The organism is Streptomyces chiangmaiensis (assembly GCF_036281785.1).
GTDB lineage: Bacteria > Actinomycetota > Actinomycetes > Streptomycetales > Streptomycetaceae > Streptomyces > Streptomyces chiangmaiensis.
On sequence record NZ_JAYWVC010000041.1, the window covers coordinates 1 to 25,216 of the forward strand.

Sequence of the window (25,216 nt, forward strand, 5' to 3'; positions counted from 1 at the left end):
CCGGGGTGGCGGCCTTCGTGGTGGTGGAGGCCCCGGCGGGCGAGGACGAGCCGGCGGGGAGGTCCAGGACCCGACCGATCGCAAGGCGCTCGGGGCGGTAGATGTCGTTGGCCTCCGCGAGGGCCTGCCAGCCGCCCGGAACCTGGTACTTGCGGGCGATCCGGTACAGCGTGTCGCCCGGGTGGACGGTGTAGGTGGATGAGGACGCCCTGGTGGGCGCGGAGGAGCTGGTGTCCGAGGGCAGGCTCAGGACCTGGCCGGGGACGAGGGTGAACGGGCTGGAGATCTTGTTCGCCGAGGCGAGGGCCTGCCAGCCGCCCGGCACCTTCTCGGACCGGGCGATCCTGTACAGGGTGTCGCCGCCCTGGACGGTGTGGGTGGTTCCGGCAGCAGCCTTGGCGGGTGCGGCGCTGGCGGACTGGACGGTGCTCAGCACGGCCGTGCAGGCCAAGGCGAACATGCCGACGACGGTCGTGCGACCCCCGAGTCGGCGGGCCCGGGGCCGTCGATGGGATGCAGGAATAGGCATGGTGCGGACCTCGTTCTAGGGATTACGTGCCCGCAGCTGCCGGTTCTCCTCGACAAACTGCTCCGCATTTCGGTGTGCGGCGCGCTGCGGCGGAGTCATTCTTAGCCGCCGCAAATTACTAAGCAATTACCGTGCTTACTAAGCTGGCTAGTGGGCGTAGGGCCGCAAGGTAGCGCCTTTGCCCCAGAAAATCTGGGCAGTAAGGACCGAGTAAAGCACTAGCCAGCTTCGTAAGTGAATTGCGTCACTCCGGGTTCCGCATGGATGCCGAAGTGATTCAGGGGGCGGTGATGCTGCTATCTTCTGCCACTTAAGCGGCACATCAGGCCAAACTGTCGAATTGCCCAAATGTCAATACAGTTTCTTATCTGGACTTTATTGACCTTAGTGGTCCAAACCGGACACTCATTCGCGGTTTTTGGCCGCGAGGGTGCGTAGGCGCACCCTCATCCGCGTGCGCTGTCAGCTGAGCGGCAGCCGAGGGAACTTGTGAGCCCTGTCCGCCTTGTCCTGGGCCTCCTCGGCCTTGACCACGGCGGCGTAGCGGTCGACGTACTCCTGCTCGGAGAGGGACAGGATGGCGTACATGATCTCGTCGGTGACCGCGCGCAGGACGGCTTTCTCGTTCTCCATGCCGGCGTAGCGGGAGAAGTCCAGGGGTTCACCGAAACGGATCACCACCGGGTGGATGTTGGGGATGACCTGTCCCGGCGGCTGGGCCTCGAAAGTGCCGATCATCGCGCAGGGGATCACGGGGACCCGGGCCTTGAGAGCCATCACCGCGACGCCTACCTTGCCCTTGTAGAGACGGCCGTCGTGGGAGCGGGTGCCCTCCGGGTAGACGCCCAGCAGCTCGCCCTTCTCCAGCACACCGAGACCTTCGCGGATCGCGGCCTGCCCGGCGTCCTTGCCTGAGCGGTCCACCGGGATCTGCCCGGCGCTGCGGAAGAAGGCGGCGGTGAGGCGTCCCTTGATGCCCGGACCGGTGAAGTACTCGGCCTTCGCGAGGAACGTGATGCGACGCTTCAGGATCGCGGGCATGAGGAAGTGGTCGGAGAAGGAGAGATGGTTGCCGGCGACGATGGCCGGGCCGTCCGCCGGTACGTGCTCGAGGCCCTCGATGCGCGGCCGGAAGACCAGCCTCAGCAGTGGTCCGAGGAACACGTACTTGAGCAGGTAGTAGAACAAGGGGTGCTCCTCACTCCAGCGGATCGGCTCCACCGCCGTGTTCCAGCAGCCGAACCGCACTGTCGCGGGGAGTCAGTCTAGGGTCGGGCGTCGTCTGCCGGAACTGTGTCGGGCCGGACTCGGCCTGACGGCGATGTTCCTGACGATCCAACAGGGAAAACGACCGGCCGTAAACGCCTCGTGCGGTCCGCCGGAGCGGACCGCACGAAGGGCGGGATGTCGCGGAGCGGGAGGTCACTGGTATTCGTCGTCCCCTTGCCCGAGGGAGAACGTCCTCTCCTCCGTCCGGCGGCCGCCCTGCCGTTGTGCGTCCTGCCGGTGCTGGCGTTCCTGGCGCGCCTGTTCCTGGGCGCCGAGGGTCTCCTCTGTCATGTCCCTGAGGTGGCCCGATTCATCCGCGTACCGGTCATGTTCCCGATCGGTCATGTCGGCTCACTCCCAACGAGGTGAGAGAAGGGTGCGGCTCCGCCCCAGTTCAGCGTGGCATGAGTCGGAATCCCCTGCATATCGGCAGCACGAAGGGCGTAAGGCGGCGCCTTGTGTTTCCTCCTCCATGCGGATCGAGTCCCTGAGCTGCTTCCTGGCACGCCTGTCTTTGCCTTCGTACATTTCCAGAAGCGCACGGGCGATCGCGTCGAGCCCCCGCTGAACGGCGTGCTCGGCTCGCAACTCCGAGTTCTTCAGCAGTGCGCGGAGGAGCAGAGTGACCGGACCATGGACTTTCCGGTGAGCGACAGCCACTCCAGGGGCAGCTTCGCCACGTGGGCGGCGATGAAGAAGCCGATCAAGGCCAGGCAGATCAGGAAGAAGAGCGGGGAGCCCGTCAAATGGGAGACCTTCTCCGCCAGTTCCTCGAATCGGCCGCGCCGCGGACCACCGGTCTCGGCGGGACTCTGAAAGGTCATGGCCGAAGAATCACCCCGCCTCACCCGCGGCCGGGGGAGGCCCCGCCGCGGAGCGGTCCTCGCGCACAGGGCATGCACCCGGGCGGGGGACCTTCGCCGGCTGTGGTCGCTGTGGGACCCGAGCCCCCGGTGAGGCTGTGCGCCGTGGCGATCCGCCGGGCGTAACGTGCCCGCGGGAGGTGTGGCGGGATGGCGGTGCAGGTGGCGGTGTGCGGGCCGGCGCAGTGCGGTGAGCGGGAGTGGGACCTTGCGCACGAGCTGGGCCGGCTTCTCGCCGAGCGCGGAGCGGTGGTGATCTGCGGCGGGCACGGCGGGGTGATGGCGGCCGTCGCGGCGGGCGCGCGGTCCCGCGACGGCTTGGTGGTCGGAGTGCTGCCCGGGGCCGACCGCACCGGTGCCGGGGCTGATCTGAGTGTCGCGATCGCCACCGGTATCGGGCAGGCGCGCAACGCCGTCATCGTCCACAGCGGGGACGCCGTCGTCGTGGTCGGCGGTTCCTGGGGGACCTTCTCCGAGTTGGCGCTCGCGATGCGCCGGGGCGGCGTGCCCGTGGTGCAGCTCGGCGACGGCTGGCGTCCGGTTGACGCCGACGGCAGGGATCTGCCCGGCCTCCGGTACGCGCGGACGCCCGCAGAAGCCCTGGACCTCACGGGGCTGTGGCCCTGACCGGCAGTTCGACCTGCCAGGTGTGCACGGCGTAGTGCAGGGTCATGCCGTGGCGCAGATACAGCCGCAGCGCTTCCGAGGTGTTCTGCGTGTCCACGCCGAGTCCCACCGTGTCCCGCCCGCGGGCCGCGAGCGCACCGAAGGCGTGCCGCAGGAGATGGCTGCCGATACCGCGGCCCCGCGCCGCCTCCAGGACGCCGAGATGGCGGATCCAGCCCATGCTCGTGTCGTCGTTCCTCGCCATGAGCACGCCCGCGTCGCCGAGGCCGGCCAGGTAGGCGATCCACACCAGTGACCAGTCCGTCCGGTCGGCGTCCAGGCTTTCCAGCCACTGATCGTAGGGGCGAGCGTGGTACTCGAAGTGGTCGGTGAAGGCGGCGTCCAGCAGTTCGTGCACGCGCCGCCGGTCCGCCTCCGTGCGGCACGCGCGCAGCGTCACGCCGGGCAGCGGGCCGGGCACCGGGTCCTGGGCCGCCGACACGGGGCGGGTGAGCACATTGAACCGGCGTATCACTTGCCAGCCACGCGCGGCCAGCATCGCCGTGTCCAGCGTGGGGGAGGAGTTGAGGTAGAGCTGCACGACGGCGCGCGAGGCGCCGTTCTCCGCAGCCTTCTGTGCCGCCCGCGCCTCCATCAGCTCCAGCAACCGCCGGGGCGCCGCGCCCGCGGAGGGCAGCGTGTACAGGTCGATGTCGATGCGCTCACCGTGAGCGACGTCCCACAGCAGCCCGTACGCCAGGAACCGCCCGTCCCCGTCGGCCGCGATCCACGAGTCCCGGGCCAGGTCCACGCCCGGACGCCGGAGATCGGACTCGACGGTGTGCGGATCGGTCTCCGGCCGTCCGATCTCGGCCATATCGACGGCGTTGAGGAGTTCGCACAGGCCGGTCACGTCGTCGGGGGTGGCCGGGCGCACGGTGCGAGTCATCCGCTCACTGTCGGGGATCCGTCCGGACGCCGCAACGCAATGACGGCGCGGCCCCGGGCCGTACGAGGACGGCACCCGGGGACGGTCGGGAACCGCCCCGGGTGCCGCGTCGTGTCAGGCCGCCAGCACCTTCTCCAGCGTCTCCAGGGCCGACCGCAGTTCCTCGTCCGTGGTCGTCAGCGGCGGGGCCAGGCGGATCGTGGAACCGTGGGTGTCCTTGACCAGGATCCCCTCCCGCATGAGCCGTTCGCTGATCTCTCGGCCCGTGCCGATCGCGGGGTCGACGTCCACGCCCGCCCACAGCCCGCGCGAGCGGAAGCCGACGACGCCCTTGCCGACGAGCGCGGCGAGTCCGTCCCGCAGCACCACGCCCAGCTCGGCCGCCCGCCGCTGGAACTCGCCCGTCTCGAGCAGGCCGATCACCGCCGAACCGACGGCCGCCGCGAGCGGGTTCCCGCCGAACGTCGAACCGTGCTCGCCGGGCCGGAGCACGCCGAGGACGTCCCGGCGCGCCACCACCGCGGACACCGGCACGATGCCACCGCCGAGCGCCTTGCCGAGCAGCAGGACGTCCGGTACGACCCCCTCGTGCTCCACGGCCAGCGTGCGGCCCGTACGGCCGAGGCCCGACTGGATCTCGTCGGCGATGAACAGGCACCCCGCCCGGCTCGTGAGGGCGCGGACCCCCGAGAGATAGCCGTCGTCGGGGATGATCACGCCCGCCTCGCCCTGGATGGGCTCGATCATCACGGCTGCGGTCGTCTCGTCGACCGCCGCTTCCAGCGCGGCCAGGTCGTTGTACGGAACGATCCGGAAGCCGGGCGTGAAGGGGCCGAAGCCCGAGCGGGCCGTCTCGTCCGTGGAGAAGCTGACGATCGTCGTCGTACGCCCGTGAAAGTTGCCGGAAGCCACCACGATCGTCGCCCGGTCGGCCGGGACGCCCTTGACCTCGTACGCCCACTTCCGGGCCACCTTGACGGCACTCTCCACCGCCTCGGCGCCCGTGTTCATCGGCAGCACCATGTCCTGGCCCGTCAAGGCGGCCAGGGACGCGGCGAACTCGGCCAGCTGATCGTTGTGGAAGGCGCGGGAGGTGAGGGTCAGCCGGTCCAGCTGGCGGTGGGCCGCCTCGATCAGCACCGGATTGCGGTGCCCGAAGTTCAGGGCGGAGTAGCCGGCGAGCATGTCGAGGTAACGGCGGCCCTCGACGTCCTCGACCCAGGCCCCTTCGGCGCGGGCGACGACCACCGGCAGCGGGTGGTAGTTGTGCGCGAGGACCGGCTCCTCGGCGCGGATCAGCTCGGCGGACGAGGGCGTACGGGCGGGTGCGGTCATGAGCGGATCTCCTGAGTGCAGCACTTGATGCCTCCGCCGGCCTTGTGGAATTCCGAGAGGTCGACGGGGACGGGGTCGTAGCCGTGCTCGGTGAGCCGGGCGGCCAGCGCCTCGGCCTTCGGAGCGATGAAGACGTGGCGTCCGTCGGAGACGGAGTTGAGACCGAAGGCCATGGCGTCGTCGCGGGTGGCGAGCACCGCGTCCGGGTACAGCCGGGCGAGGACCTCGCGGCTGCCCGGCGAAAACGCCTCCGGGTAGTACGCGATGTTGTCGTCGTCGAGGACGAACAGCGCCGTGTCCAGGTGGTAGAAGTACGGGTCCACCAGGGTGAGGCTGATCACCGGGTGCCCGAAGAACTCCTGCACCTCACGGTGCGCCTCGCGGGTCGTACGGAATCCGGTGCCGGCCAGGACGTAGCGCCCCGTCCAGACCAGGTCGCCCTCACCCTCGCAGACGGACTCGGGGCGGTGGACGGTGTAGCCGGCCGCCTTGAACCACGTCTCGTAGTGAAGGGATTCGGGGCGCCGCTCGGGCGCGTGGAACAGGGAGCCGAAGACGCGGCCGTCGACGACGACCGCCGAGTTCGCGGCGAACACCATGTCCGGGAGACCGGGCACCGGTTCCACGGCGTCGACGGTGTGGCCGTGGGTGCGGTAGGCGTGGATCAGCGACTGCCACTGCTCCCGGGCCAGATCCACGTCCACCTGCGTGTCGGGATGCATCCAGGGGTTGATCGCGTACTGCACGGCGAAGTGTCTGGGTTCGCAGACGAGGAAGCGCCGCCGCCGCGGCACACGGATGTCGGGCACAGAGGGGTTCCTCCGCTTCCTGGGGTGTTGACAGGGGGTGACACCAAGGTAGGAAGCGACAGGGACGGGCGACAAGGAAGGATGGCTGCGCGTCGTCGCAGGAATGATGCTTCTTCGGGCTGGTCAGCGCACGTCTGCTGCGCCGTCGGGGGCGGCGTGGCTCGCGCCCGCCTCCGGGCTTTCCGGGAGGAGATGGGACAGCACCATCACGCTGATCGTCTTCCGGATGAAAGGTTCCGTGCGGATGCGTTCCAGCACCTCCTCGAAGTGCTCGACGTCCCGCGCCCGCACATGCAGCAGAGCGTCCGCGCCGCCGGTCACCGTCATCGCGGCCGTGATCTCCGGATAGTTGCGCACGACCTCCGCCAGTCTCCGGGGCGGCGCCGCGCCCTCGCAGTACACCTCGACGTACGCCTCCGTGCGCCAGCCCAGTGCCGACGGCTTCACCGTGGCCGTGAACCCGGTGATCACACCCGTCTCGCGCAGCCGGTCCACCCGGCGCTTGACCGCTGTCGACGACAGGCCGACGGCCGCGCCGATCTCGGCGAAACTGGTCCTGGCATTCGCCATCAGAGCGGTGACGATCTTCCGGTCGAGCTCGTCGAACGGCGCTGGCCTGCTGTTCATGCGGGCACTGTATCCAGCGAGAAGGTCCATGCTGCGCACATGTCCAGGCGTGCGGAATGCTCCTACACTCCACGTTCATGCTGCGTGCCCTCGCCGTCGACGACGAACGCCCCTCCCTCGAGGAGTTGTTGTATCTGCTCCATGCGGATCCGCGTATCGGCAGCGTCGAGGGCGCGAGCGACGCGACGGAGGCGCTGCGCCGCATCAACCGCGCCCTGGAGTCCGGGCCCGGTGGGCCCGACGCGATCGACGCGGTCTTCCTCGACATCCACATGCCCGGACTCGACGGCCTCGAGATGGCCCGGCTGCTGACCGGCTTCGCCCGGCCGCCGTTCGTCGTGTTCGTCACCGCCCACGAGGGCTTCGCCGTCCAGGCCTTCGACCTCAAGGCGGTCGACTACGTCCTCAAACCCGTGCGTCGTGAGCGGCTCGCCGAGGCCGTGCGCCGGGCCGCGGAGCTGCGGGAGGCGACCCCGCTGATACCCGTGCACGAGCCCGACCCGGACCACATATCCGTGGAGCTAGGCGGTGTGATGCGGTTCGTGCCCGTCGAGGACATCACACATGTGGAGGCACACGGCGACTATGCCCGTCTGCACACCGCCCACGGCAGCCACCTCGTCCGCATCCCGCTGTCCACGCTGGAGGAACGCTGGCGCACACGCGGGTTCGTCCGCATCCACCGCCGCCACCTCGTCGCCCTGCGCCACATCGACGAACTCCGCCTGGACACAGGCACGGTGAGCGTCCTCGTCGACTCCGTCGAACTCCAGGTCAGCCGGCGTCACGCCCGTGAGCTGCGGGACCTGCTCATGCGCCGGACCACGGGCCGGTGAGGGGCAACGGCGTGCCCCAGGACCCCACCGAACGGCGTGTCGTCGTCACCGGTCCGCCCCGGCGCACTCGCAGGACCTCCGCGTACTACCGGCCCCGGACCGAGATCGACGAGCAGACCACCCTCGGCCACACCTATGTCCGTTCGCTGATGCGCAGTCAGCTGCGCGTCGCCGTCGTCGTGTTCACGGTGCTGGTCCTCCTGGTGGGGCCTCTGCCGCTGGTCTTCGCCACCACACGCAACGTGGGCCTCGAATGGCTCGTGCTAGGCTTCTGCCTCTACCCGGCGCTCGTCCTGCTCGCCCGCTGGTACGTGCGCCGCGCCGAGCGCAACGAGAGGGACTTCGTCCGTCTCGTCGAGGACCGCTGAGGCGCCGCCGTGAACCAGAACTACGCCGTTCCCGCGGTCGCACTGGTCGTCCTCACCACCGTCCTCGTCGGTGCCTTCGGGCTGCGCATCTCCCGCACCACATCCGACTTCTACGTCGCCTCCCGGACGGTGGGGCCCCGACTGAACGCCGCCGCGATCAGCGGCGAGTACCTCTCCGCCGCCTCCTTCCTCGGCATCGCGGGACTCGTTCTCGTCCAGGGCCCCGACATGCTCTGGTACCCGGTCGGCTACACCGCCGGATATCTCGTCCTGCTCCTGTTCGTGGCCGCTCCGCTGCGCCGTTCGGGCGCCTATACGCTGCCCGACTTCGCCGAGGCCCGGCTGGCCTCGCACCCGGTGCGCAGGCTCGCCGGGGCCTTCGTCGTCGGTGTCGGCTGGTTGTACCTCATGCCCCAGCTCCAGGGCGCCGGGCTCACCTTGACCGTGCTCACGGGTGCGCCCGACCCGCTCGGCGGCATCATCGTCGCGGTCGTGGTCGTCGCGACCGTCGCTGCCGGCGGTATGCGCAGCATCACCTTCGTCCAGGCGTTCCAGTACTGGCTCAAACTCACCGCTCTGCTCGTCCCCGCGCTCTTCCTGGTGCTGGCCTGGCAGGGCGACGGGGCGCCGCGCGGCGCCTTCGCCGAGCCGGCGACGTTCCGCGACCACCGTGTCGTGCGGATCGAAGAGAGCGTCGACCTGAAACTGTCCCGCCCGCTCGACGTCACGGCGACGGGCGCGGTCGACGGACGGCGGTACGCGGAGCAGCGCGTGGACCTCCCCCCGGGCGTCCACCACATCGAACGCGGTACCCGGCTCACGTTCGGCGAGGGCGACCCCGTCCCCATCGCCGACGGCGACAGTAACGGCGACATGTCGACATCGCCGGCGTCCGGCAGTGAGGACCGCCCTCTGTACGCCACGTACGGGCTGATCCTCGCCACCTTCCTGGGCACCATGGGTCTCCCGCATGTCGTGGTCCGCTTCTACACCAGCCCCCACGGTGTCGCGGCCCGGCGCACCACGGTCGCCGTGCTCGCCCTGATCGGCGCCTTCTACCTCCTGCCTCCCGTCTACGGGGCTCTCGGGCGGCTCTACGCCCCCGAACTCACCCTCAGCGGGGACGCCGACGCCGCCGTGCTGCTGCTGCCCGGCCGGATGATCGGCGGAATCGGCGCGGACCTGCTGGGCGCGCTGGTGGCGGGCGGGGCGTTCGCCGCCTTCCTGTCCACGGCGTCGGGGCTGACCATGGCGGTGGCCGGGGTGCTCACCCAGGACGTCCTGCCGTCGCGGGGCGTGCGCCACTTCCGGCTCGGCACGGTGCTGGCCATGGCGGTGCCGCTGGCGGCGAGCGTCCTGGTCGGCGGGCTCCCCGTGGCCGACGCGGTGGGGCTCGCGTTCGCCGTGTCCGCCTCGTCGTTCTGTCCGCTGCTCGTGCTGGGCATCTGGTGGCGACGGTTGACCCCGCCGGGAGCCGCTGCGGGCATGGTGACGGGGGGCGGTTCGGCGTTCGTCGCCGTCACGGCGACCATGGCGGCCTATCCGGGCTCCGGGACCCTGCACACCCTGCTCGCCTGGCCCGCACTCTGGTCGGTGCCGCTCGGATTCCTGACCATGGTGCTGGTGTCCCTGGCGACGCCGGGGCGGGTGCCGGCCGGGACGGCGGCGATCCTGGCCCGGTTCCATCTGCCCGAGGAACTGCGGGCGGAGGTGAACACATGAGCGGTTTCCTCGCGGGGCTGTGTGTGGCCGTACTCCCGCTGCTGGCCGCCGGCTTCTGGCTGGGACGGCGCACCGCACGCCCCGAGAGCCTCGGCGGGCTCGGCACTCCCGTCGAACACGCCACCTTCCAGACCCTGCACACGGCCTCACTGGCCGCGCCGCCACTGCGCGCGGGGCTCACCGAGGAGACGGCCCGCAAATCCGCGCGCCGGCTGCGCACCCTGCTCGGCACCGACGCGCTGTGCCTCACCGACACGGAGAGGGTGCTGGCCTGGGACGGCGCCGGGGAACACCATCGCGACGAGGTGCTGGGGCGGCTCGTCGGCCCGCTGGAGACCGGCCGCGGCGAGGCCTTCCGTCTGCGGTGCGGCGAGCCGGACTGCCCGCTGCGCTGGGCCGTCGTCGCCCCGCTCACCGTCGACGACCGGGTGCACGGGGCCCTGGTGGCCTGCGCGCCCCGTGAGTCCGCCGTGCTCGTCCGGGCGGCCGGTGAGGTCGCGCGCTGGGTCTCGGTGCAACTGGAGCTGGCGGACCTCGACCAGTCCCGTACCCGGCTGATCGAAGCCGAGATCAAGGCCCTGCGCGCCCAGATCTCCCCGCACTTCATCTTCAACTCGCTCGCCGTGATCGCCTCGTTCGTGCGCACGGATCCGGAGCGTGCCCGCGAACTCCTGCTGGAGTTCGCCGACTTCATCCGCTACTCCTTCAGACGGCGCGGCGACTTCACCACACTGGCCGATGAACTGCACGCCATCGACCACTACCTGGCGCTGGTGCGGGCCCGCTTCGGCGACCGGCTCTCGGTCACCCTGCAGATCGCGCCCGAAGTGCTGCCGGTCGCCCTGCCGTTCCTGTGCCTTCAGCCGCTGGTGGAGAACGCCGTCAAGCACGGCCTGGAGGGGACGACCGACAAACGTCACATCAGCATCACCGCGCAGGACACGGGCGCCGAGGCCCTGGTCGTCATCGAGGACGACGGAGCCGGAATGGACCCGGAACTGCTGCGCCGCATCCTCGCCGGAGAGGTCAGCCCGTCGGGCGGCATCGGCCTGTTGAACGTGGACGACCGGCTCCGCCAGGTCTACGGCGACGACCACGGGCTCGTCATCGAGACCGCGGAGGACGCGGGCATGAAGATCACCGCCCGGTTGCCGAAGTACCAGCCGGGAGTGCACTCGGCGGGACGGCTGCCCCGGCAGTGACCGTCAGGTGTTGCGGGTCGCCACCATGCCGAGGGTGATCAGGCCGAGCACGACCCAGCCGAACCACAGCCAGCCGCTGCTGCCGAGCGCCACCGTGTAGGCCGTCACCACCACGAGCCCACCGACAGTGAGCACCCCCATCGCCTTCGTGGAACCGGGCATCGCAACACCCTCCTCATGGTTCGTCGACTCCCATGGTGCCCCCGTTCTGCCGGCGCACGGTACAGACGACCAGATGAGTTCCGGACGTCCAGGCACCATTGCCGGTCCACGAGGCCGCCTCGTAGCGGGACGGGTCGTAGCCGTACTCCCTCGGCGGCACGTCCCGCGCGCATGCCGCGTCCGAGAGGCTCTTGGCCTCGGTGAGAGTGATGTCCGGGCTCAGCCGGGTGAAACCGAGCACCTGCTGGTCGTGGCTCCCGGTGCAGGAGACCAGCCGGGCCAACCGCAGCGACGGTGCGTCCAGACAGTCCCGTTTCTGCATGTTGGCCGTGTCGACGAACGTCATGCCCGGCCTGCGGTGGTCCCCGAGCGGCCCGTACACCGGCCCGTGTGCGCCCAGCACCAGGCAGGCGGTGCGCCGCCCGGCCGCCTCGAAACCCGCCGGGGTCGGGACCACGGCGAAGCTGCGGACGTCCGCGAGTCTTTCGCGGACCTCCTGCGTGCGCTGCTCGCACTCGGTGGGACCACGTGTGTGGGCCTCGTCGGCGGACGCGTTCGTGACCACGGCCATGACCTGCCCGTCCGGGCTCTTCTCGGCACAGCCCGGGGCCACGGACAGCCGGGGCGTGCCGCCCTGGAAGGGATCGCCGGGCCAGTCGGCGACGACACAGTCCCCGTCCCTCAGGGGACGGGCGAGGGCGATCGCGTCGCCGTAGGGTTTCGCCGAGCCGTCGTCCGGCCGGTGCGCCGTCGCGTACCAGACCCCGCCCAGGGCGAGGACCAGACCGAGGCCGCAGGCGGCCAGTGCGCGCAGCACCTGAGACCGCCTCGGATGCCGCTCGCGGAGGGTGAGCGGCGGGCCGAACCCGGGTGCGGCCGGGCCGCCGAGCACGTCGCGTCCGTACGACGCGGAGGGGGGGACCGGGGGCCCGGAGTGTGCGGGCGTTCCGGCCGCCGACTCCGCAGCGGTCGGTGCCCCGCCCCGGTTGCCGCGCCCCGAGGCCGGGCCGAACCCGTCCGCCGCCGTGCGGTGCGAGGTCTCGGTGCGCGCCTCGGACCTCTCCCAGGACGGCTGCGACCCCAGGTCCACCCCGGGTCGCGGGGGCGACTGCGGGGCGACGATCGCCGCCAGCGCGGCGGCGGCACCCGCCGCCGAGATCCGCAGGGCCGGGTCCTTGGCCAGGATCACGTCCAGCAGCGGCTCCAGCGCCCCGGCGCGCTCCGGGGGCCGGGGTTCCTCCAGCACCACTGCGGTGACCTCGGCCAGATGTGTGTCCCGTTCGAAGGGCCCGCATCCCTCCACCGCGAAATACAGCGTGCAGCCCAGTGAGAACAGGTCGGCGGCGGGGGTCGGCGGACCGCCGGTCGCACGCTCCGGCGCCAGATAGCCCGGCGTGCCGACGAGGGCGGACGTCAGCGTGTACCGGGTCTCGCCCGTGTCGGGCTGCACCGAGATGCCGTAGTCGGTGAGCAGGACGCGGACGTATGGCGTTCCCGTGCGGTCCGGCGCCAGCAGGATGTTCGCCGGTTTCACGTCCCGGTGCATGACGCCCCGCTCGTGTCCCGCGGTGAGCGCGTCCAGCACGGCGAGCCCGATCCTGGCGCACTCGGCCGGGGCGAGGGGACCGCGTCGGAGCACCAGGTCGCGCAGGTCGAGCGCGCCCGCCACGTACTCCATGACGATCCACGGCAGACCCTCGTGCTCCAGTACGTCGTGCACGGTCACCACGTGCGGGTGGCCGCGCAGACCCGCCGCGTGCCGGGCCTCGGCGCGGGCCCTGGCGACCCGGGCCGCCCGTTCCTCCGTCGCCTCGACCGGATCGCGGAACACGATCTCCTTGAGGGCGACCTCACAGGCCAGTCGCCGGTCGTGGGCGAGCCAGACATGGCCCATGGCGCCCGCGCCGAGCCGGTTCAGCAGAAGGTAGCGGCCGCCGATGACGCGACCCGCTCCGGACTGCGGTGATCCTGAAGGCATCCGGTCGCTCCCCGGTCTAGGTCGTGCCGGTCTAGGTCGTGCCGGCCGTGGGCGAGCCCGTCGCGGGAGCGCGTGTGACCGGCGGCTCACTCGTGCCCGGTGCGCTGGTCGCCGGTTTGCCCGAGGTGGGCTTGCTCGTGGTGGGTCTGCCGGTCACGGGTGCGCCGGTTACGGGTGCCGAGGAGATCGGTGCGCTGCTGGTGGCGGGCCTGCCGGTGGACGGTGCGCCGGTCGTGCCCGGTGCCGAGGTGGAAGCGGGCGCACTGCTCGCCGGCGGGGCGTTGCTGGATTCGGGCGGGCGGGTGCTCGCCGTCGGGGAGTACGGGGCTCCCGGGGTGCGTCCACCGCTCGCCGGCGGCGACCCGTTCGACGCGGGCGGTGAGGAGGCCGCACCGCTGCCGGCCGGCGCATCCGTCATCCCGGGCCGCGTCTCGCTCGACGTCGGGGGAGCGGAGGTTCCGCCCTTCGTCCCCCCGGCCGTCTCGCCGCCGGTGCCCGCGCCGGTGCCGCCAGGGGTGGTGCCATGAGGTCCGTTCGTGTCGCCCCTGTCCACCGACAGGGTCACGTACTGGCCGAACGCCAACTCGGTACCCGGCCCGGGGTCCGAGCCCGTGACCGCGGCGTCGTCGGGCGGCGCCCCCTGACCCGCGTAGGCGACCGCGAGTCCCTCGGCCACCAGCCGCTGAACCGCCGGGGAGTAGTCCATCCCCGCCAGCTCGGGCACCTTGTGCCGCACCTGGGTGTCGAAGGGCTTGTCCTGGCCACCGGTCGTACCGACGGGCCGGTCGAGCCCGCGGTCCGGGTCTTCGACGTCGACGAGCGCGAGCCGGGCCAGCGGGCGCGGTGCGGGCCTGACCGTCACCACGGAGGCGCGGTCGTACCCGGGCCATTTCTTGTTGCCGTCCTCGAACTCGACCGAGATCCGGGTGCTGTCACCCTGGAAGGGGCGCAGCGGATTTCCGCACGAGCACTTCACCGTGGGCTGCCCCTGCTCGTCCACCAATACGGCGATTCCGGCCTGGAGCAGGGAGTTGAAAGGTGTTGCCCTGCCTTTCTTGTAGTCGTGGTTCCGCACGAGAGTGTCGTGGCGCAGAAGTACGGGTGTGAGCCGGTCCAGATAATCCGGGATCTCCGCCTCGGTGATTCCCTCGACCTGCGCCCAGACCGTGGCCTTTTGGCCGTTCTTCGGATCGGTGAGAAATTCCTTCAGCCGTTCGACGTCACAGACCGTCGGCTTCCGTGAACCGCCGTAGAGCCCGGGTGTGTTGCCGGCCTGCAGGCCGCCGGGGGCCTGCCGTGCCCGGACGGAGGCGTCGTGGCCGAGGCCGCTGCGCTCGTCGAAGAAGGGCGCGAGCGACGGAACTCCGGTCGCGACGGCCTTCACCGCGAACAAGTGTGCGTCTTTGCTGCATCCGCTGAGAACCAGTGTGGCGACCAGAAGGAAGCCGATCCTCCGGGCCGTCGATTTCCCGGCAATATGCAGAAACGCGTGCAGTGTCATCACCGCTCCCCCCAGCGGTCCCCCTCACCCTGCGAAGCTGAGGCAGGGTGTCACGCACCAGGTTACCGAATGGGGCGGCATTTCAGGCGGGCTGAAATGAAAGGGAATTGAGCGGTGTGACAGAACTCAGTGACCGCGTGCGTTGAGTGAGGCGAGATAGGCGTTGTACGCCTCGAGTTCCTTGTCGCCGTCGCGGTCCGCGGCCCGGTCCTTCCGCTTCGCCTGCCGCTGCTCGGAGCCGTACCACTGGAAGAGCAGTGCCAGGAGCACGAGCACGGACGGGATCTCGCTGAACGCCCAGGCGATGCCGCCCGCCGCGGTCTGGTCCGACAGGGCGTCGATGCCGAGGGAGGCGGGCGGGTGCACGTAGGTGCCGACCATCGGCGAGGACGCCATCATCAATGCGATGCCGAAGAACGCATGGAACGGCATGCCGGCGAACAGCTCCAGCATGCGCATCAGATGGCCGGGACGGTGCGGCCCGGGGTCGATGCCCATGATGGGCCAGAAGAACACCACGCCGACGGCGAGGAAGTGCACCATCATCGCGATGTGCCCGGTCTTGGACTCCATCAGGAAGTCGAAGAGCGGGCTGAAGTACAGGCCGTACAGGCTCGCGATGAACAGCGGGATCGTGAACGCGGGGTGCGTGATGATCTGCATGTACCGGCTGTGCAGCAGCATCAGCAGCAGTTCGCGCGGCCCCTTGCGGTCGCGGCCCGCGGTCGGCAGCGCGCGCAGCGCCAAGGTGATCGGGGCGCCGAGCAGGATCAGGATCGGGGACAGCATGCTGATGACCATGTGCTGAACCATGTGCACGCTGAACATGACCATGCCGTAGTCGTTCAACTTGGTGCACATGGCGAGCATCACGGTCAGCACGCCGACCGTGTACGCGATCGTGCGGCCCACGGGCCACTTGTCGCCGCGGCGGACGAGCCGTGCGACGCCCCACCCGTACAGTGCGAGCCCGGCCAGGCAGGCGACGAGGAAGAAGGGGTCCGCGGACCACTCAAGACCCCGTCCCAGCGTGAACGGCGGCAGATCCATGGTCATGCCGTGCCCGCTGTGATCCATCCGCCGGCTCCTGTTTCGTGGGGGTGTGCGCTGTCTGTCCGCACCAGAGTAGAACCGCCCCCGGTCGCGGTCGCGACCGGGGGCGGCTGGGACCCGGCGGTGCCTACAGGACACACTCCGCTTCGGCGTACCGCTCCGACGGCACCGTCTTCAGCGTCTCCACCGCCTCCGCCAGCGACACCATCCGGATGTCGGTGCCGCGCAGTGCGGTCATCTTCCCGAACTCGCCCCGGTGCACCGCCTCGACGGCGTGCCAGCCGAAGCGGGTGGCGAGCACGCGGTCGTACGCCGTCGGCGTGCCGCCGCGCTGGACGTGCCCGAGGATCACGGGACGGGCCTCCTTGCCCAGCCGCTGCTCCAGCTCCACGGAGAGCTGGCGCGCGATGCCGGCGAAACGCTCGTGACCGTAGATGTCCTTGCCGCCCTCGTCGAACTCCATGGTGCCCGGCTTCGGCTTGGCGCCCTCCGCGGCCACGACGATCGCGAACCGCTTGCCGGCGTCGAACCGCTCACCCACCCGGGCGGCCAACTCCTCGATGTCGAAGGGGCGTTCCGGAACGACGATCGCGTGGGCACCGGCGGCCATGCCGGAGTGCAGCGCGATCCAGCCGGTGTGCCGGCCCATGACCTCGACGATCAGCACCCGCTGGTGTGACTCGGCGGTGGTCTTCAGCCGGTCGAGGGCGTCGGTGGCCACTCCCACGGCCGTGTCGAAGCCGAAGGTGACGTCCGTGACGGCGATGTCGTTGTCGATGGTCTTGGGCACGCCGACGATCGGCAGCCCGTTGTCCGACAGCAGCCGGGCCGCCTTGAGCGTGCCCTCACCGCCGATCGGGATGATGGCGTCGAGACCGAGCTCCTGGACATGGCCTCTGGCCCGCTCCACACCGTCCCGCAGATGCTCGGGCCGGACCCGGGAGGAGCCGAGGACGGTGCCGCCGAGAGCCAGGATGCCGCTCACCGCGTCGAGGTCGAGCTTGAGGTAGTCGCACTCCAGGAGGCCCTTCCAGCCGTCGCGGAAGCCGATGACCTCGTCGCCGTGGTCGACGACGGCACGGTGCACGACGGACCGGATGACGGCGTTCAGGCCGGGGCAGTCACCGCCGGACGTGAGGACACCAATGCGCATAGCCCGAAATACCTTCTCGACGTGGGCCGGGGACCGGACCACGTTGTCCGGTTCGATCCCTGCCACCCTACCGGCGGAGGGGGGCGGGGCCGCACTGTGCGTCCGCCTGGTGGACGTGCCCGCTCAGCTGTGCGGACAGACCGTCAGACGGGCCGGTCACGCCCTTTCGTCCGGTGGGTGTACGTACCACCGGGCGGGCGCCGGGGAGCCGTTTCAGGGCCGAGGCGCGGGCCTCAGGCGGGCTGCTGGGCCGCCGCGATGCGCTCGTTGCGCAGCGCCTCGTACCAGCGGTCCTCGACCGGCGGCAGCGCGTTCACATCGAGCGCCAGCTTCAGCAGCATGTCGGCGATCTGCGGATTGCGCGCCAGGACCGGCCCGTGCATGTACGTGCCGAAGACCGTGTCGTTGTACGCGCCCTCCGTGCCGTCTCCCGTGCCGTTGCCCCTGCCGAGCCGCACCTGGGCGAGCGGGCGGGCGGTGGGGCCGACGTGGGTGAGGCCCTGGTGGTTCTCGAAGCCGGTGAGCTGGGGCAGGCCCAGACGGGGGTCGATGTCCGCGAGCACGTCGCCGACGCACCGCTCGCCCTCGCCGCGCACCGACACCACGTCGAGCAGGCCGAGGCCCTCCTCCCGCTGACCGAGGTCGTTGATGAACTCGTGGCCGAGGATCTGGTAGCCGGCGCAGACCGAGAAGACGATCGCGCCGTTCTCGACGGCCCGGTACAGACCGCGGTCACGGCGCAGCCGCTCCGCCGCGAGCCGCTGCGGACGGTCCTCGCCGCCACCGATCAGGTAGATGTCGCCGGAGGTGGGGATCGGCTGGTCGCTGCGCACGTCCAGGCGCGCCACATCGAGGCCGCGCTGGCGGGCCCGGCGCTCCACGACGAGGGCATTGCCCTGGTCGCCGTACGTGCTCAGCAGGTCCGGGTAGATCCACACCAGACGCAGGCTGTTGTCACTCATCGAAGATCGTCCTTAGTGGTCAGTTGCCGACGCGGCGGCGCAGGTCCTGGAACGCCGTGTAGTTCGCGATGACCTCGATCCGGCCGGGCGGTGCCTGCTGGACCGCCTGGTCGAGGCTCTCGCAGACCTGGAAGGACTGGTTGGCGACCTCCAGGCGCACGGCGAGGTCCAGCTTGCGGTCGCCGATGACGAAGATCGGGTGGCCGGTCAGTCGCGTGTAGTCGACGTCCCACAGCCAGGAGGTGTCGGTGCCGTCCGCGCCGCGCGCGTTCACCGAGAGGATCACCGGGGTCGGCGGCGGGTCGATGAGCGAGAAGGTCTCCAGCCAGCCGGCCGGGTTCTTCGCGAGCAGCAGGCGCAGGTCGCGACCCTGGAACTGGACGACGTCGTAGCGTCCGGCCACCGCCTGGACCTGGTACATGCGCTCCAGGGCGACCTGCGGGGGCACGCCGAAGACGGCGGCGACCGCGGCCGAGCTGGCGGCGTTGGCCTTGTTGGCCCGGCCCGGCAGCTGGAGGTGGATCGGCCAGGCGGAACCGTGCGGGTCGAGGACATGGTCGCCGGACAGCGCCCAGGACGGGGTCGGCCGGCGGAAACCGCACTCGCCGCAGTACCAGTCGTCGCCGGGGCGCTGCATCACACCGCCGCAGGACGGGCAGGACCAGGCGTCGTCCTTCCACATCTGCCCGGCGGCGACCCAGACCACGTTGGGCGAGGAGGAGGCGGCCCAGACGACCAGCGGGTCGTCCGCGTTCGCGACCACGACGGCCTTGGAACCGGCCAGGCCCTCGCGCCAGTTCTCCGCGAGCATACGGGTCTCGGCGGCGCGGTCGAGCTGGTCGCGGGAGAGGTTGAGCAGCGCGATGCACTTCGGGTCGGTGTCCCGGGCGACCCCGGCGAGGTACTTCTCGTCGACCTCGATGACGCCGAACTTGGCGTCCGAGCCGCCGGACAGCGCCGAGGTGATGCCCGCGGGCATGTTGGCGCCGAGCGCGTTGGAGACGACCGGTCCCGCGGCGCGCAACGCCTCGGCGATCAGCCGGGTGGTCGTGGTCTTGCCGTTGGTCGCCGAGACCAGGATCACGTCCAGGTTCTGAGCCAGCCGGGCGAGAAGGTCGGGGTCGAGTTTGAGCGCGACTCGGCCGCCGATCACCGATCCGCTTCCGCGTCCGGCGGCGCGAGATGCCGCCGCGACCGCCTTGCCCGCGGTCACGGCGAGCTTGGCCCGCGGCGTCAGCGGGTCCGAGTTGCCTGCCATCAGTTCTCGATCCTCCTTGCATACGGCGCCGCGCCCTGTCCCGGCAACGTGTGGACCTCAGCCTATCGAGATCCGTTCGCGCACCCGAATCGTGGCACCACCCCGATGTTCGCGCCGCCTTGAGGACCGTACCCTTGCCGCCATGCGACACGGCTCGATCCCGGGCGCCCGAGGGCGCGTGAGGCCCGTCACCCTGCTCGGTGACCCGGTGCTGCGCACACCGTGCGAGCCGGTCACCGGCTTCGGCCCCGAACTGGCCCTGCTCGTCGAGGACATGTTCGCCACGATGTACGCCGCCCAGGGGGTGGGGCTGGCGGCGAACCAGATCGGGGAGCCGCTGCGGGTGTTCGTGTACGACTGCCCGGACGACGAGGAAGTCCGCCATTTGGGGCATGTGGTGAACCCGCGGCTGGTCGAGTCCGACGGAGTCGTGCTGCGTGGTCCGGAAGGGTGCCTCTCGCTGCCGGGCCTCGAGGCGGGTACCGCGCGGTACGACCATGCGGTCGTCGAGGGCTTCACGGTGGACGGCGAGCCGGTCACGGTGCACGGCACCGGGTGGTTCGCGCGATGCCTTCAGCACGAGTGCGACCACCTGGACGGAGGCCTGTACGTGGACCGGCTCGACGGCCGGCGTCGGCGCCGGGTGATGCGGCAGGCGGCCAGGGCGTCCTGGAGCCGCCGGGGTGCCGCCGCACCCCTGTAGGGCACCGGGCCGTGCCGACCTGCGCCGCGTGCGCGTGCGCGTGCCCGGCGACGGAGCTGCGGCCGCCGGGCATTTTTTCAGAACCCCGGGCCCCCCATGCGGTCCCCGGCGGCGGCCAGCCGGCCCCACAACAGGTCCGCCAGGCTCCGCACCAACTCCGCCCGGGAGCAGGGCCGCTCTCCGAGCCACCAGTCGCCGGCCGCGTGCATCATGCCGACGATGCCGTGGCCCCACACCCGGGCGAGCTGGTGGCTGCCCGGGCCGAGGTCCAGTCGCTCCTCGATGAACACGGCCAGCTCCTCGCCCATGCGGCGCAGTACCGGAACGGAATGCCGGCCCGTGTCGAAGCCCTGGTCGTGCTGCGTACCGCCCTCCGCCGGATGCATGAGGAAGCGATACACCTGCGGCCGGGCCTCGATCGCTGCGAGATAGGTGTCCAGCGTGGCCTCGACCCGCTCCCGCCGGTCGGCCGGGGCGTCCAGTGCCGCCCGCAGCGAGTCGAGCAGCGCGTCCGTGTGGCGCTTGGCGAGCGCGGCGTACAGGCCGCCCTTGTCGCCGAAGTGGCGGTAGAGGATCGGCTTGGTGATGCCGGCCTCGGCGGCGATGGCGTTCATCGAGGCGCCGGGGCCGTCGCGCAGCACCACCCGGTCGGCGGCCTCCAGCAGCTCGCGCCGTCGTCGGTCGGCGGACCGCTGCTGATCGGCCCGCTGCGTGGTGTCCATGATTTCTCCCCACCCGTGCTGTATCGGTGACGCCTGCGCAAACTAACACTGAAAGGCAGGTCGGTATCGAACGGGCTGCCGACCACCCGCTGAAGCCCTTCGGCTCCGGTCAGGGAGTTGACTTTCCTACTGGTGAGTAACAGACTTGCGGTTACCGCAAGTAACAGGTTAGCAGTGCTGGAGGGGACATGGCCGAGTTCACCATGGAGCTCAACGACGAGCAGAAGGAGGTCCGGGACTGGCTGCACGGCTTCGCCGCCGATGTCATCCGCCCCGCGGCCGCCGAATGGGATGAGCGTGAGGAGACTCCCTGGCCGGTCATCCAGGAAGCCTCGAAGGTCGGCATCTACTCCCTCGACTTCTATGCCCAGCAGTACTTCGACCCCACGGGCCTCGGCATCCCCATGGCGATGGAGGAGCTGTTCTGGGGCGACGCGGGCATCGCCCTGTCCATCGTCGGCACCGGCCTCGCCGCCGTCGGCGTCCTCGCCAACGGCACCGAGGAGCAGATCGGCACCTGGATGCCCCAGATGTACGGCGACCCCAACGATGTCAAGGTGGCCGCCTTCTGCTCCTCCGAGCCCGACGCCGGCTCCGACGTCGGTTCCATGCGCACCCGCGCGGTGTACGACGAGGCCAAGGACGAGTGGGTGATCAACGGCACAAAGACCTGGGCGACCAACGGCGGGATCGCCAATGTCCACGTCGTCGTCGCGGTTGTCGACCCCGAGCTGGGCTCCAAGGGCCACGCGTCCTTCATCGTCCCGCCGAACACCCCGGGCCTCGCCCAGGGCCAGAAGTTCAAGAAGCACGGCATCCGCGCCTCGCACACCGCCGAGGTGATCCTCGACAACGTGCGCGTCCCCGGCTCCTGCCTGCTCGGTGGCAAGGAGAAGCTGGACGAGAGGCTGGCCAGGGCCCGGGAGAAGGCCAAGGCGGGCGGGGTGGCGGTGCCCCCGGCCGAAGGCTGGGGGAGGGTGAAGAACGCCGCCATGGCCACGTTCGAGGCGTCCCGCCCTGCCGTGGGCGCGATGGCCGTGGGCACCGCACGGGCCGCCTACGAGGTGGCACTGGACTATGCGAAGACCCGTGAGCAGTTCGGGCGGCTGATCATCGACAACCAGGGCGTCGCCTTCCAGCTCGCCGACATGCGCACGCAGATCGACGCGGCGCGGCTGCTCGTGTGGCGCGCCTCGTGGATGGCGATCAACGGTAAGCCGTTCACTGCGGCCGAAGGCTCCATGTCGAAGCTCTTCGCCAGCGAGACGGCCAAGAAGGTCACGGCCCAGGCGATACAGATCCTCGGGGGCAACGGCTACACACGGGAGTACCCGGTGGAGCGGATGCACCGCGACGCGGCGATCTACACGATCTTCGAGGGCACGAGCGAGATTCAGCGGCTGGTGATCGCGCGTACCCTCTCGGGGATGCCGATCCGCTAGCTAGTGTGGCGACCGGAAAGGTTCACCGGTAAACCTTTCCGGCCACAGCACTAGTCAGCGGTGCTTGAGCGGCGTCAGCTGCTCGATGTCGTACCGCCTGCGCAGTTCCTCGATCGCCTCGTGATCCGGCGGACCGCCCTTCCCCAGGATCTCCAGCAGTTCCTCGAAGTACCGTTCGTGATCGGGCGGCGGGGACGCCTGGAAGAACATCTTCGCCGGGGTCTCCGTGGGGTTCGCGAAGGCGTGCGGGCACCCCGGCGGGACGACGATGATCGTGCCCGGGGTCGCCCGCACCACCCGGCTGCCCGATCCGGACTCCCACTCCTGCCAGTGGTCGGGGGTCCGTACGCGCGGTTCGAAGGCGAGCACGTCCAGCTCGCCTTCGAGCACGTAGAACAGCTCCTCGCTGCGCGTGTGCACATGCGCGCCGACATCGAATCCCGGCGGCACGATCACCTCGAACGTGGACGCCGTGCGCGAGTGCGAGCCCGTCACCTTGAACGTCACGTGCTGGGCCGGCGTGCGCACCACGCGCCCGTGGCCCGGCGGCACGAGCAGCCCTTCGCTCGCCCCGGCTTGCCGGCTCGCACCCGTGTCGTCGGTCGTCGCCGTTCCTTCGGTCGTCGTCATGAGCCGCTCACCATGTCACGGGCAGGGCCTCGGGCCCGCGGATCAACATGCCCTGCTTGAAAGGGACCTGGTCCGGCGGGACCGCGAGCCGCAGCTTCGGCATCCGGTCGAGAAGGGCGTCCACCAGCAGTGCGGCCTCCAGCCTGGCCAGCATGCCGCCGGGGCAGCAGTGCGGGCCGAAGCCGAACGCCACATGGGAGTTCGGGTACCGGGCGAAGTCGATCGCCTCCGGGTCCAGGAAGATGCCCGGATCGCGGTTCGCGGCCAGGTACGACACGTACACCGCCTCGCCCGCCCGGATGCGCACGCCCTGGATCTCCACGTCCTCCGTCGCGATGCGGGACAGCCCCACCGGATTGTGGTGCGGGATGTAGCGCAGCAGTTCGTCGACGGCCTGCGGCCGGATCTCCGGATCGGCCCGCAGCCGTGCGGCGAGTTCGGGGCGGGTCAGCAGGATGAAGAACAACTGCCCGCTGTTGGCCGTCACCGCCTCGCCGCCCATCTGCAGAAGCACGGCGAGTCCCACCGCCTCGTCGAGCGTCACCTCGCCCTGGCCCACGGCGGCGCCGAGCAGCGAGGTGACGTCTTCGCCGGTGCTGCCCTGACGGAGCCCGACGAGGTCGGCGAAGCAGGCGCGCATCTCCTCCTCGGCCTTCTCGCCGGTCCTCGCTCCGGGGGAGGAGGAGAGGACGAGCTGGGTCCAGGTGTGCATGTTCTGGCGGTCGGCGGCCGGTACGCCCATCAGCTCCGAGATCACGGCGATGGGGAAGGGGCCGAGGAGGGCCGCGCTCAGGTCGGCGGGCGGCCCGTCCTGGAGCAGTTCGTCGACGAGTTCGTCGAGCAGCATCCGCGACTTCTCGCGCACCCGGTCGACGCCGCGTGCCGTGAAGGCCGGCGCGACCGAGCGGCGCAGCCGGGTGTGGTCGGGCGGGTCGAGGAAGTCGACGGCACCCGGCCGCGGGACGAAGTGCGCGGGCAACCCGGTGACCCGGTGGTCCACCACCGCCTCGCGGCTGAAGCGGGGGTCGTTCGCCACCGCGCGCACGTCGTCGTAGCCGGTCACGAGCCAGGCCCAGCCGCTGCCGTCGGGCAGTTCGATCCGGGTGACCGGGCCCTTGTGCATCAGCTCGGCCAGTACCGGGTCGAAGTCCACACCCGTCAGCTCGGGGGTGGGCCAGGAGCGGACCGGCGGCATGGTGCCGTTGAGCGTCTCTTCGGTCATCTCATGCCGCCTCACTGTCCGTGTCGGTGGTCGTCTCACTTGGACCCGTTGGCGGAGATGTGCCATCGGCCCAGGGCCATCTCCGCGGTGATGCCCGGTCCGAAACCGGCCAGCAGCCCGCGGGCCGTGTGCTCCGCGCCTCCCGCCTCGAAGAGCCGGCGCAGGGCGTCCAGGACGACGGCGCTCGCGATGTTGCCGTACTCGGTGAGTGTGGCCCTGCTGAAACGGAAGGCCTCGGGCGGTACCTGGAGGAACTCGCTCAGGTCGTCCAGGATGCGCGGGCCGCCCGCATGGATGATGTAGAAGTCCAGGTCGGAGGCGTCCCAGCCATGCTGTCTCGCCAGTTCCTGCAGCGCGGGGGCGAGCGGTTCCATCGTGGTGGGAACCCGCTTGTCCAGCAGGAAATGGAATCCGGTGGCCCGGACGTCGTACGCGATCCACTCCTCGGTCTTGGGGATCAGGTACGAGCCGTTGCGCTCCAGCCTGATGCCGGTGCCGCCCTTGCCGCGCACGACCGCCGCCGCGATACCGTCGCCGAACAGGCCGTTGGACAGCAGCGAGCCGACGCCCAGGTCGGTGGGCTGGTAGCACAGCGAACAGAACTCGCAGGCCACGATCAGCGCGTTGGCGTCGGGGTAGGCCGTGCAGAAGTCGTGCGCCCGGTTGATGGCCGCTCCGCCGGCGGCACAGCCCAACTGGGCGATGGGTATCTGCCGGGTGTCGGTGTCGAAGTCCATCGAGTTGATCAGCCATGCGGTAAGCGAAGGCATCATGAAGCCGGTGCAGGACACGTAGATGATCACGTCGATGTCACGGGTGAGCAGCTCGGCGCCGTCCAGCGCCCGCCGGACGACCGCGGGGACACGGGCCTTGGCCTCGGCCTCGTAGAGGTTGTTGCGCTCCTCGAACCCAGGGTGCTTCAGCGTCTCCTCGATGGGCTGCACGATGTGCCGTGTGAGGACCCCGGTGTTCGCGATCAGTCGCAGTGCCAGCGGGAGTTGGGGGTGGTCCGGGTGACGGGATCGCGCGAGGTCCAGCGTCTCCTCCATCGTGATCACGTGTTCCGGCACGGAGACCGCGGGTCTGCACAGAGTCGCCATGGAGCGCGCCTTCTTTCGCCTTGGCGGGGGACTCCCGGTCCCCCGGCGGAAGGGGGTTCACCCGTCTGCGGGTGCCCACCCACGATCGCCCGGTGGCCCGGGGATATCGCGTCGGCTTACTCCACTTCAGCGACCGACGCAGAGTGAAAAGTCAGTCACTACGGGTGATGTCTGCTGGTCCGGACGGCCTACCGGCCAGCGTGCGGGAGCCGCGC

25 protein-coding genes and 1 pseudogene are annotated in these 25,216 nt (G+C 70.5%); 7 read left to right on the plus strand and 19 right to left on the minus strand.

What is annotated here, in order from left to right; translation table 11 throughout:
* The 4 genes from VXC91_RS15215 to VXC91_RS15230 form a co-directional block, all read right to left on the minus strand.
* Positions 1 to 460 (minus strand): LysM peptidoglycan-binding domain-containing protein (locus VXC91_RS15215; RefSeq protein ID WP_329507785.1); only part of this gene is annotated, 460 nt, incomplete at its 3' end.
* Positions 461 to 991: 531 nt separating this feature from the next.
* Positions 992 to 1,717, minus strand: a complete 726-nt coding sequence (locus VXC91_RS15220; protein ID WP_329507786.1) for a lysophospholipid acyltransferase family protein — start codon at positions 1,715 to 1,717, stop codon at positions 992 to 994.
* Between the two features lie 234 nt (positions 1,718 to 1,951).
* Entirely contained in the window at positions 1,952 to 2,089 is a 138-nt protein-coding gene (locus VXC91_RS15225; RefSeq protein ID WP_329507787.1) for a hypothetical protein, read from the minus strand.
* Between the two features lie 308 nt (positions 2,090 to 2,397).
* Complete coding sequence (locus VXC91_RS15230) at positions 2,398 to 2,622, minus strand: hypothetical protein (protein ID WP_329507788.1); 225 nt, start codon at positions 2,620 to 2,622, stop codon at positions 2,398 to 2,400.
* A 189-nt stretch (positions 2,623 to 2,811) separates the two neighbouring features.
* Here VXC91_RS15230 and VXC91_RS15235 point away from each other — a divergent pair, with 189 nt between their 5' ends.
* Positions 2,812 to 3,288: a TIGR00725 family protein gene (locus VXC91_RS15235; protein WP_329507789.1), complete on the plus strand. Its 477-nt coding sequence runs from the start codon at positions 2,812 to 2,814 to the stop codon at positions 3,286 to 3,288.
* On the opposite strand, the gene VXC91_RS15240 is transcribed toward VXC91_RS15235, so the two are convergent.
* The 4 genes from VXC91_RS15240 to VXC91_RS15255 all read right to left on the minus strand — a co-directional run bounded on the left by VXC91_RS15240 (position 3,269) and on the right by VXC91_RS15255 (position 6,987).
* On the minus strand, positions 3,269 to 4,216 hold the full coding sequence (locus tag VXC91_RS15240; RefSeq protein ID WP_329507790.1) for a GNAT family N-acetyltransferase: 948 nt from the start codon (positions 4,214 to 4,216) through the stop codon (positions 3,269 to 3,271). The genes VXC91_RS15235 and VXC91_RS15240 overlap by 20 nt on opposite strands.
* A gap of 114 nt (positions 4,217 to 4,330) precedes the next feature.
* Positions 4,331 to 5,551 (minus strand): ornithine--oxo-acid transaminase, encoded by a 1,221-nt coding sequence (gene rocD, locus VXC91_RS15245; RefSeq protein ID WP_329507791.1) that lies wholly within the window; start codon positions 5,549 to 5,551, stop codon positions 4,331 to 4,333.
* Positions 5,548 to 6,360 carry a dimethylargininase gene (ddaH, locus tag VXC91_RS15250; protein ID WP_329507792.1) on the minus strand — a complete coding sequence of 271 codons (813 nt, stop codon included), beginning with the start codon at positions 6,358 to 6,360 and terminating at the stop codon, positions 5,548 to 5,550. Before ddaH ends, rocD begins: the two co-directional genes overlap by 4 nt.
* A gap of 123 nt (positions 6,361 to 6,483) precedes the next feature.
* The gene (locus tag VXC91_RS15255) at positions 6,484 to 6,987 is read right to left on the minus strand and encodes an Lrp/AsnC family transcriptional regulator (RefSeq protein WP_329507793.1); all 504 of its coding nucleotides are present in this window, start codon (positions 6,985 to 6,987) and stop codon (positions 6,484 to 6,486) included.
* A gap of 77 nt (positions 6,988 to 7,064) precedes the next feature.
* On the opposite strand from VXC91_RS15255, the gene VXC91_RS15260 reads away from it, so the two are divergent.
* From VXC91_RS15260 to VXC91_RS15275, 4 genes are read left to right on the plus strand one after another with little or no spacing between them, the layout of a single operon-like run.
* A complete protein-coding gene (locus VXC91_RS15260) occupies positions 7,065 to 7,823 on the plus strand; it encodes a LytR/AlgR family response regulator transcription factor (RefSeq protein WP_329507794.1) in 759 nt (252 codons plus the stop codon).
* An 11-nt stretch (positions 7,824 to 7,834) separates the two neighbouring features.
* Positions 7,835 to 8,191: a hypothetical protein gene (locus tag VXC91_RS15265; protein WP_329507795.1), complete on the plus strand. Its 357-nt coding sequence runs from the start codon at positions 7,835 to 7,837 to the stop codon at positions 8,189 to 8,191.
* Between the two features lie 9 nt (positions 8,192 to 8,200).
* Positions 8,201 to 9,913, plus strand: coding sequence for a sodium/solute symporter (locus VXC91_RS15270; protein WP_329507796.1), 1,713 nt, complete (start codon positions 8,201 to 8,203; stop codon positions 9,911 to 9,913).
* Positions 9,910 to 11,115 carry a sensor histidine kinase gene (locus VXC91_RS15275; protein ID WP_329507797.1) on the plus strand — a complete coding sequence of 402 codons (1,206 nt, stop codon included), beginning with the start codon at positions 9,910 to 9,912 and terminating at the stop codon, positions 11,113 to 11,115. Before VXC91_RS15270 ends, VXC91_RS15275 begins: the two co-directional genes overlap by 4 nt.
* 3 nt (positions 11,116 to 11,118) lie before the next feature.
* Here VXC91_RS15275 and VXC91_RS15280 read toward each other — a convergent pair whose 3' ends face one another.
* The 7 genes from VXC91_RS15280 to VXC91_RS15310 form a co-directional block, all read right to left on the minus strand.
* Positions 11,119 to 11,277, minus strand: a complete 159-nt coding sequence (locus tag VXC91_RS15280; protein WP_329507798.1) for a hypothetical protein — start codon at positions 11,275 to 11,277, stop codon at positions 11,119 to 11,121.
* Between the two features lie 13 nt (positions 11,278 to 11,290).
* The gene (locus VXC91_RS15285; protein ID WP_329507799.1) at positions 11,291 to 13,255 is read right to left on the minus strand and encodes a serine/threonine-protein kinase; all 1,965 of its coding nucleotides are present in this window, start codon (positions 13,253 to 13,255) and stop codon (positions 11,291 to 11,293) included.
* 31 nt (positions 13,256 to 13,286) lie between these two features.
* A complete protein-coding gene (locus tag VXC91_RS15290) occupies positions 13,287 to 14,756 on the minus strand; it encodes a DUF6777 domain-containing protein (protein ID WP_329507800.1) in 1,470 nt (489 codons plus the stop codon).
* 126 nt (positions 14,757 to 14,882) lie between these two features.
* The gene (locus tag VXC91_RS15295; protein WP_329507801.1) at positions 14,883 to 15,833 is read right to left on the minus strand and encodes a cytochrome c oxidase assembly protein; all 951 of its coding nucleotides are present in this window, start codon (positions 15,831 to 15,833) and stop codon (positions 14,883 to 14,885) included.
* Between the two features lie 103 nt (positions 15,834 to 15,936).
* A complete protein-coding gene (locus tag VXC91_RS15300) occupies positions 15,937 to 16,962 on the minus strand; it encodes a 6-phosphofructokinase (RefSeq protein WP_329507802.1) in 1,026 nt (341 codons plus the stop codon).
* 233 nt (positions 16,963 to 17,195) lie between these two features.
* Complete coding sequence (locus VXC91_RS15305; RefSeq protein WP_329507803.1) at positions 17,196 to 17,924, minus strand: type 1 glutamine amidotransferase; 729 nt, start codon at positions 17,922 to 17,924, stop codon at positions 17,196 to 17,198.
* A gap of 19 nt (positions 17,925 to 17,943) precedes the next feature.
* Entirely contained in the window at positions 17,944 to 19,182 is a 1,239-nt protein-coding gene (locus VXC91_RS15310) for a MurT ligase domain-containing protein (protein WP_329507804.1), read from the minus strand.
* A gap of 142 nt (positions 19,183 to 19,324) precedes the next feature.
* On the opposite strand from VXC91_RS15310, the gene def reads away from it, so the two are divergent.
* A complete protein-coding gene (gene def, locus VXC91_RS15315) occupies positions 19,325 to 19,885 on the plus strand; it encodes a peptide deformylase (protein WP_329507805.1) in 561 nt (186 codons plus the stop codon).
* 77 nt (positions 19,886 to 19,962) lie between these two features.
* On the opposite strand, the gene VXC91_RS15320 is transcribed toward def, so the two are convergent.
* Positions 19,963 to 20,607, minus strand: coding sequence for a TetR family transcriptional regulator (locus VXC91_RS15320; protein ID WP_329507806.1), 645 nt, complete (start codon positions 20,605 to 20,607; stop codon positions 19,963 to 19,965).
* Positions 20,608 to 20,795: 188 nt separating this feature from the next.
* Between VXC91_RS15320 and VXC91_RS15325 the strand changes: the two genes are divergently transcribed.
* Positions 20,796 to 22,049: an acyl-CoA dehydrogenase family protein gene (locus tag VXC91_RS15325; RefSeq protein WP_329507807.1), complete on the plus strand. Its 1,254-nt coding sequence runs from the start codon at positions 20,796 to 20,798 to the stop codon at positions 22,047 to 22,049.
* A gap of 54 nt (positions 22,050 to 22,103) precedes the next feature.
* On the opposite strand, the gene VXC91_RS15330 is transcribed toward VXC91_RS15325, so the two are convergent.
* The 3 genes and pseudogenes from VXC91_RS15330 to VXC91_RS15340 form a co-directional block, all read right to left on the minus strand.
* On the minus strand, positions 22,104 to 22,679 hold the full coding sequence (locus VXC91_RS15330) for a cupin domain-containing protein (protein WP_329507808.1): 576 nt from the start codon (positions 22,677 to 22,679) through the stop codon (positions 22,104 to 22,106).
* A gap of 7 nt (positions 22,680 to 22,686) precedes the next feature.
* The gene (locus VXC91_RS15335) at positions 22,687 to 23,901 is read right to left on the minus strand and encodes a cytochrome P450 (RefSeq protein ID WP_329507809.1); all 1,215 of its coding nucleotides are present in this window, start codon (positions 23,899 to 23,901) and stop codon (positions 22,687 to 22,689) included.
* A gap of 35 nt (positions 23,902 to 23,936) precedes the next feature.
* Positions 23,937 to 25,007 (minus strand): annotated as a pseudogene (locus tag VXC91_RS15340) (type III polyketide synthase); the annotation flags it as partial.
* Positions 25,008 to 25,216: the final 209 nt, after the last annotated feature.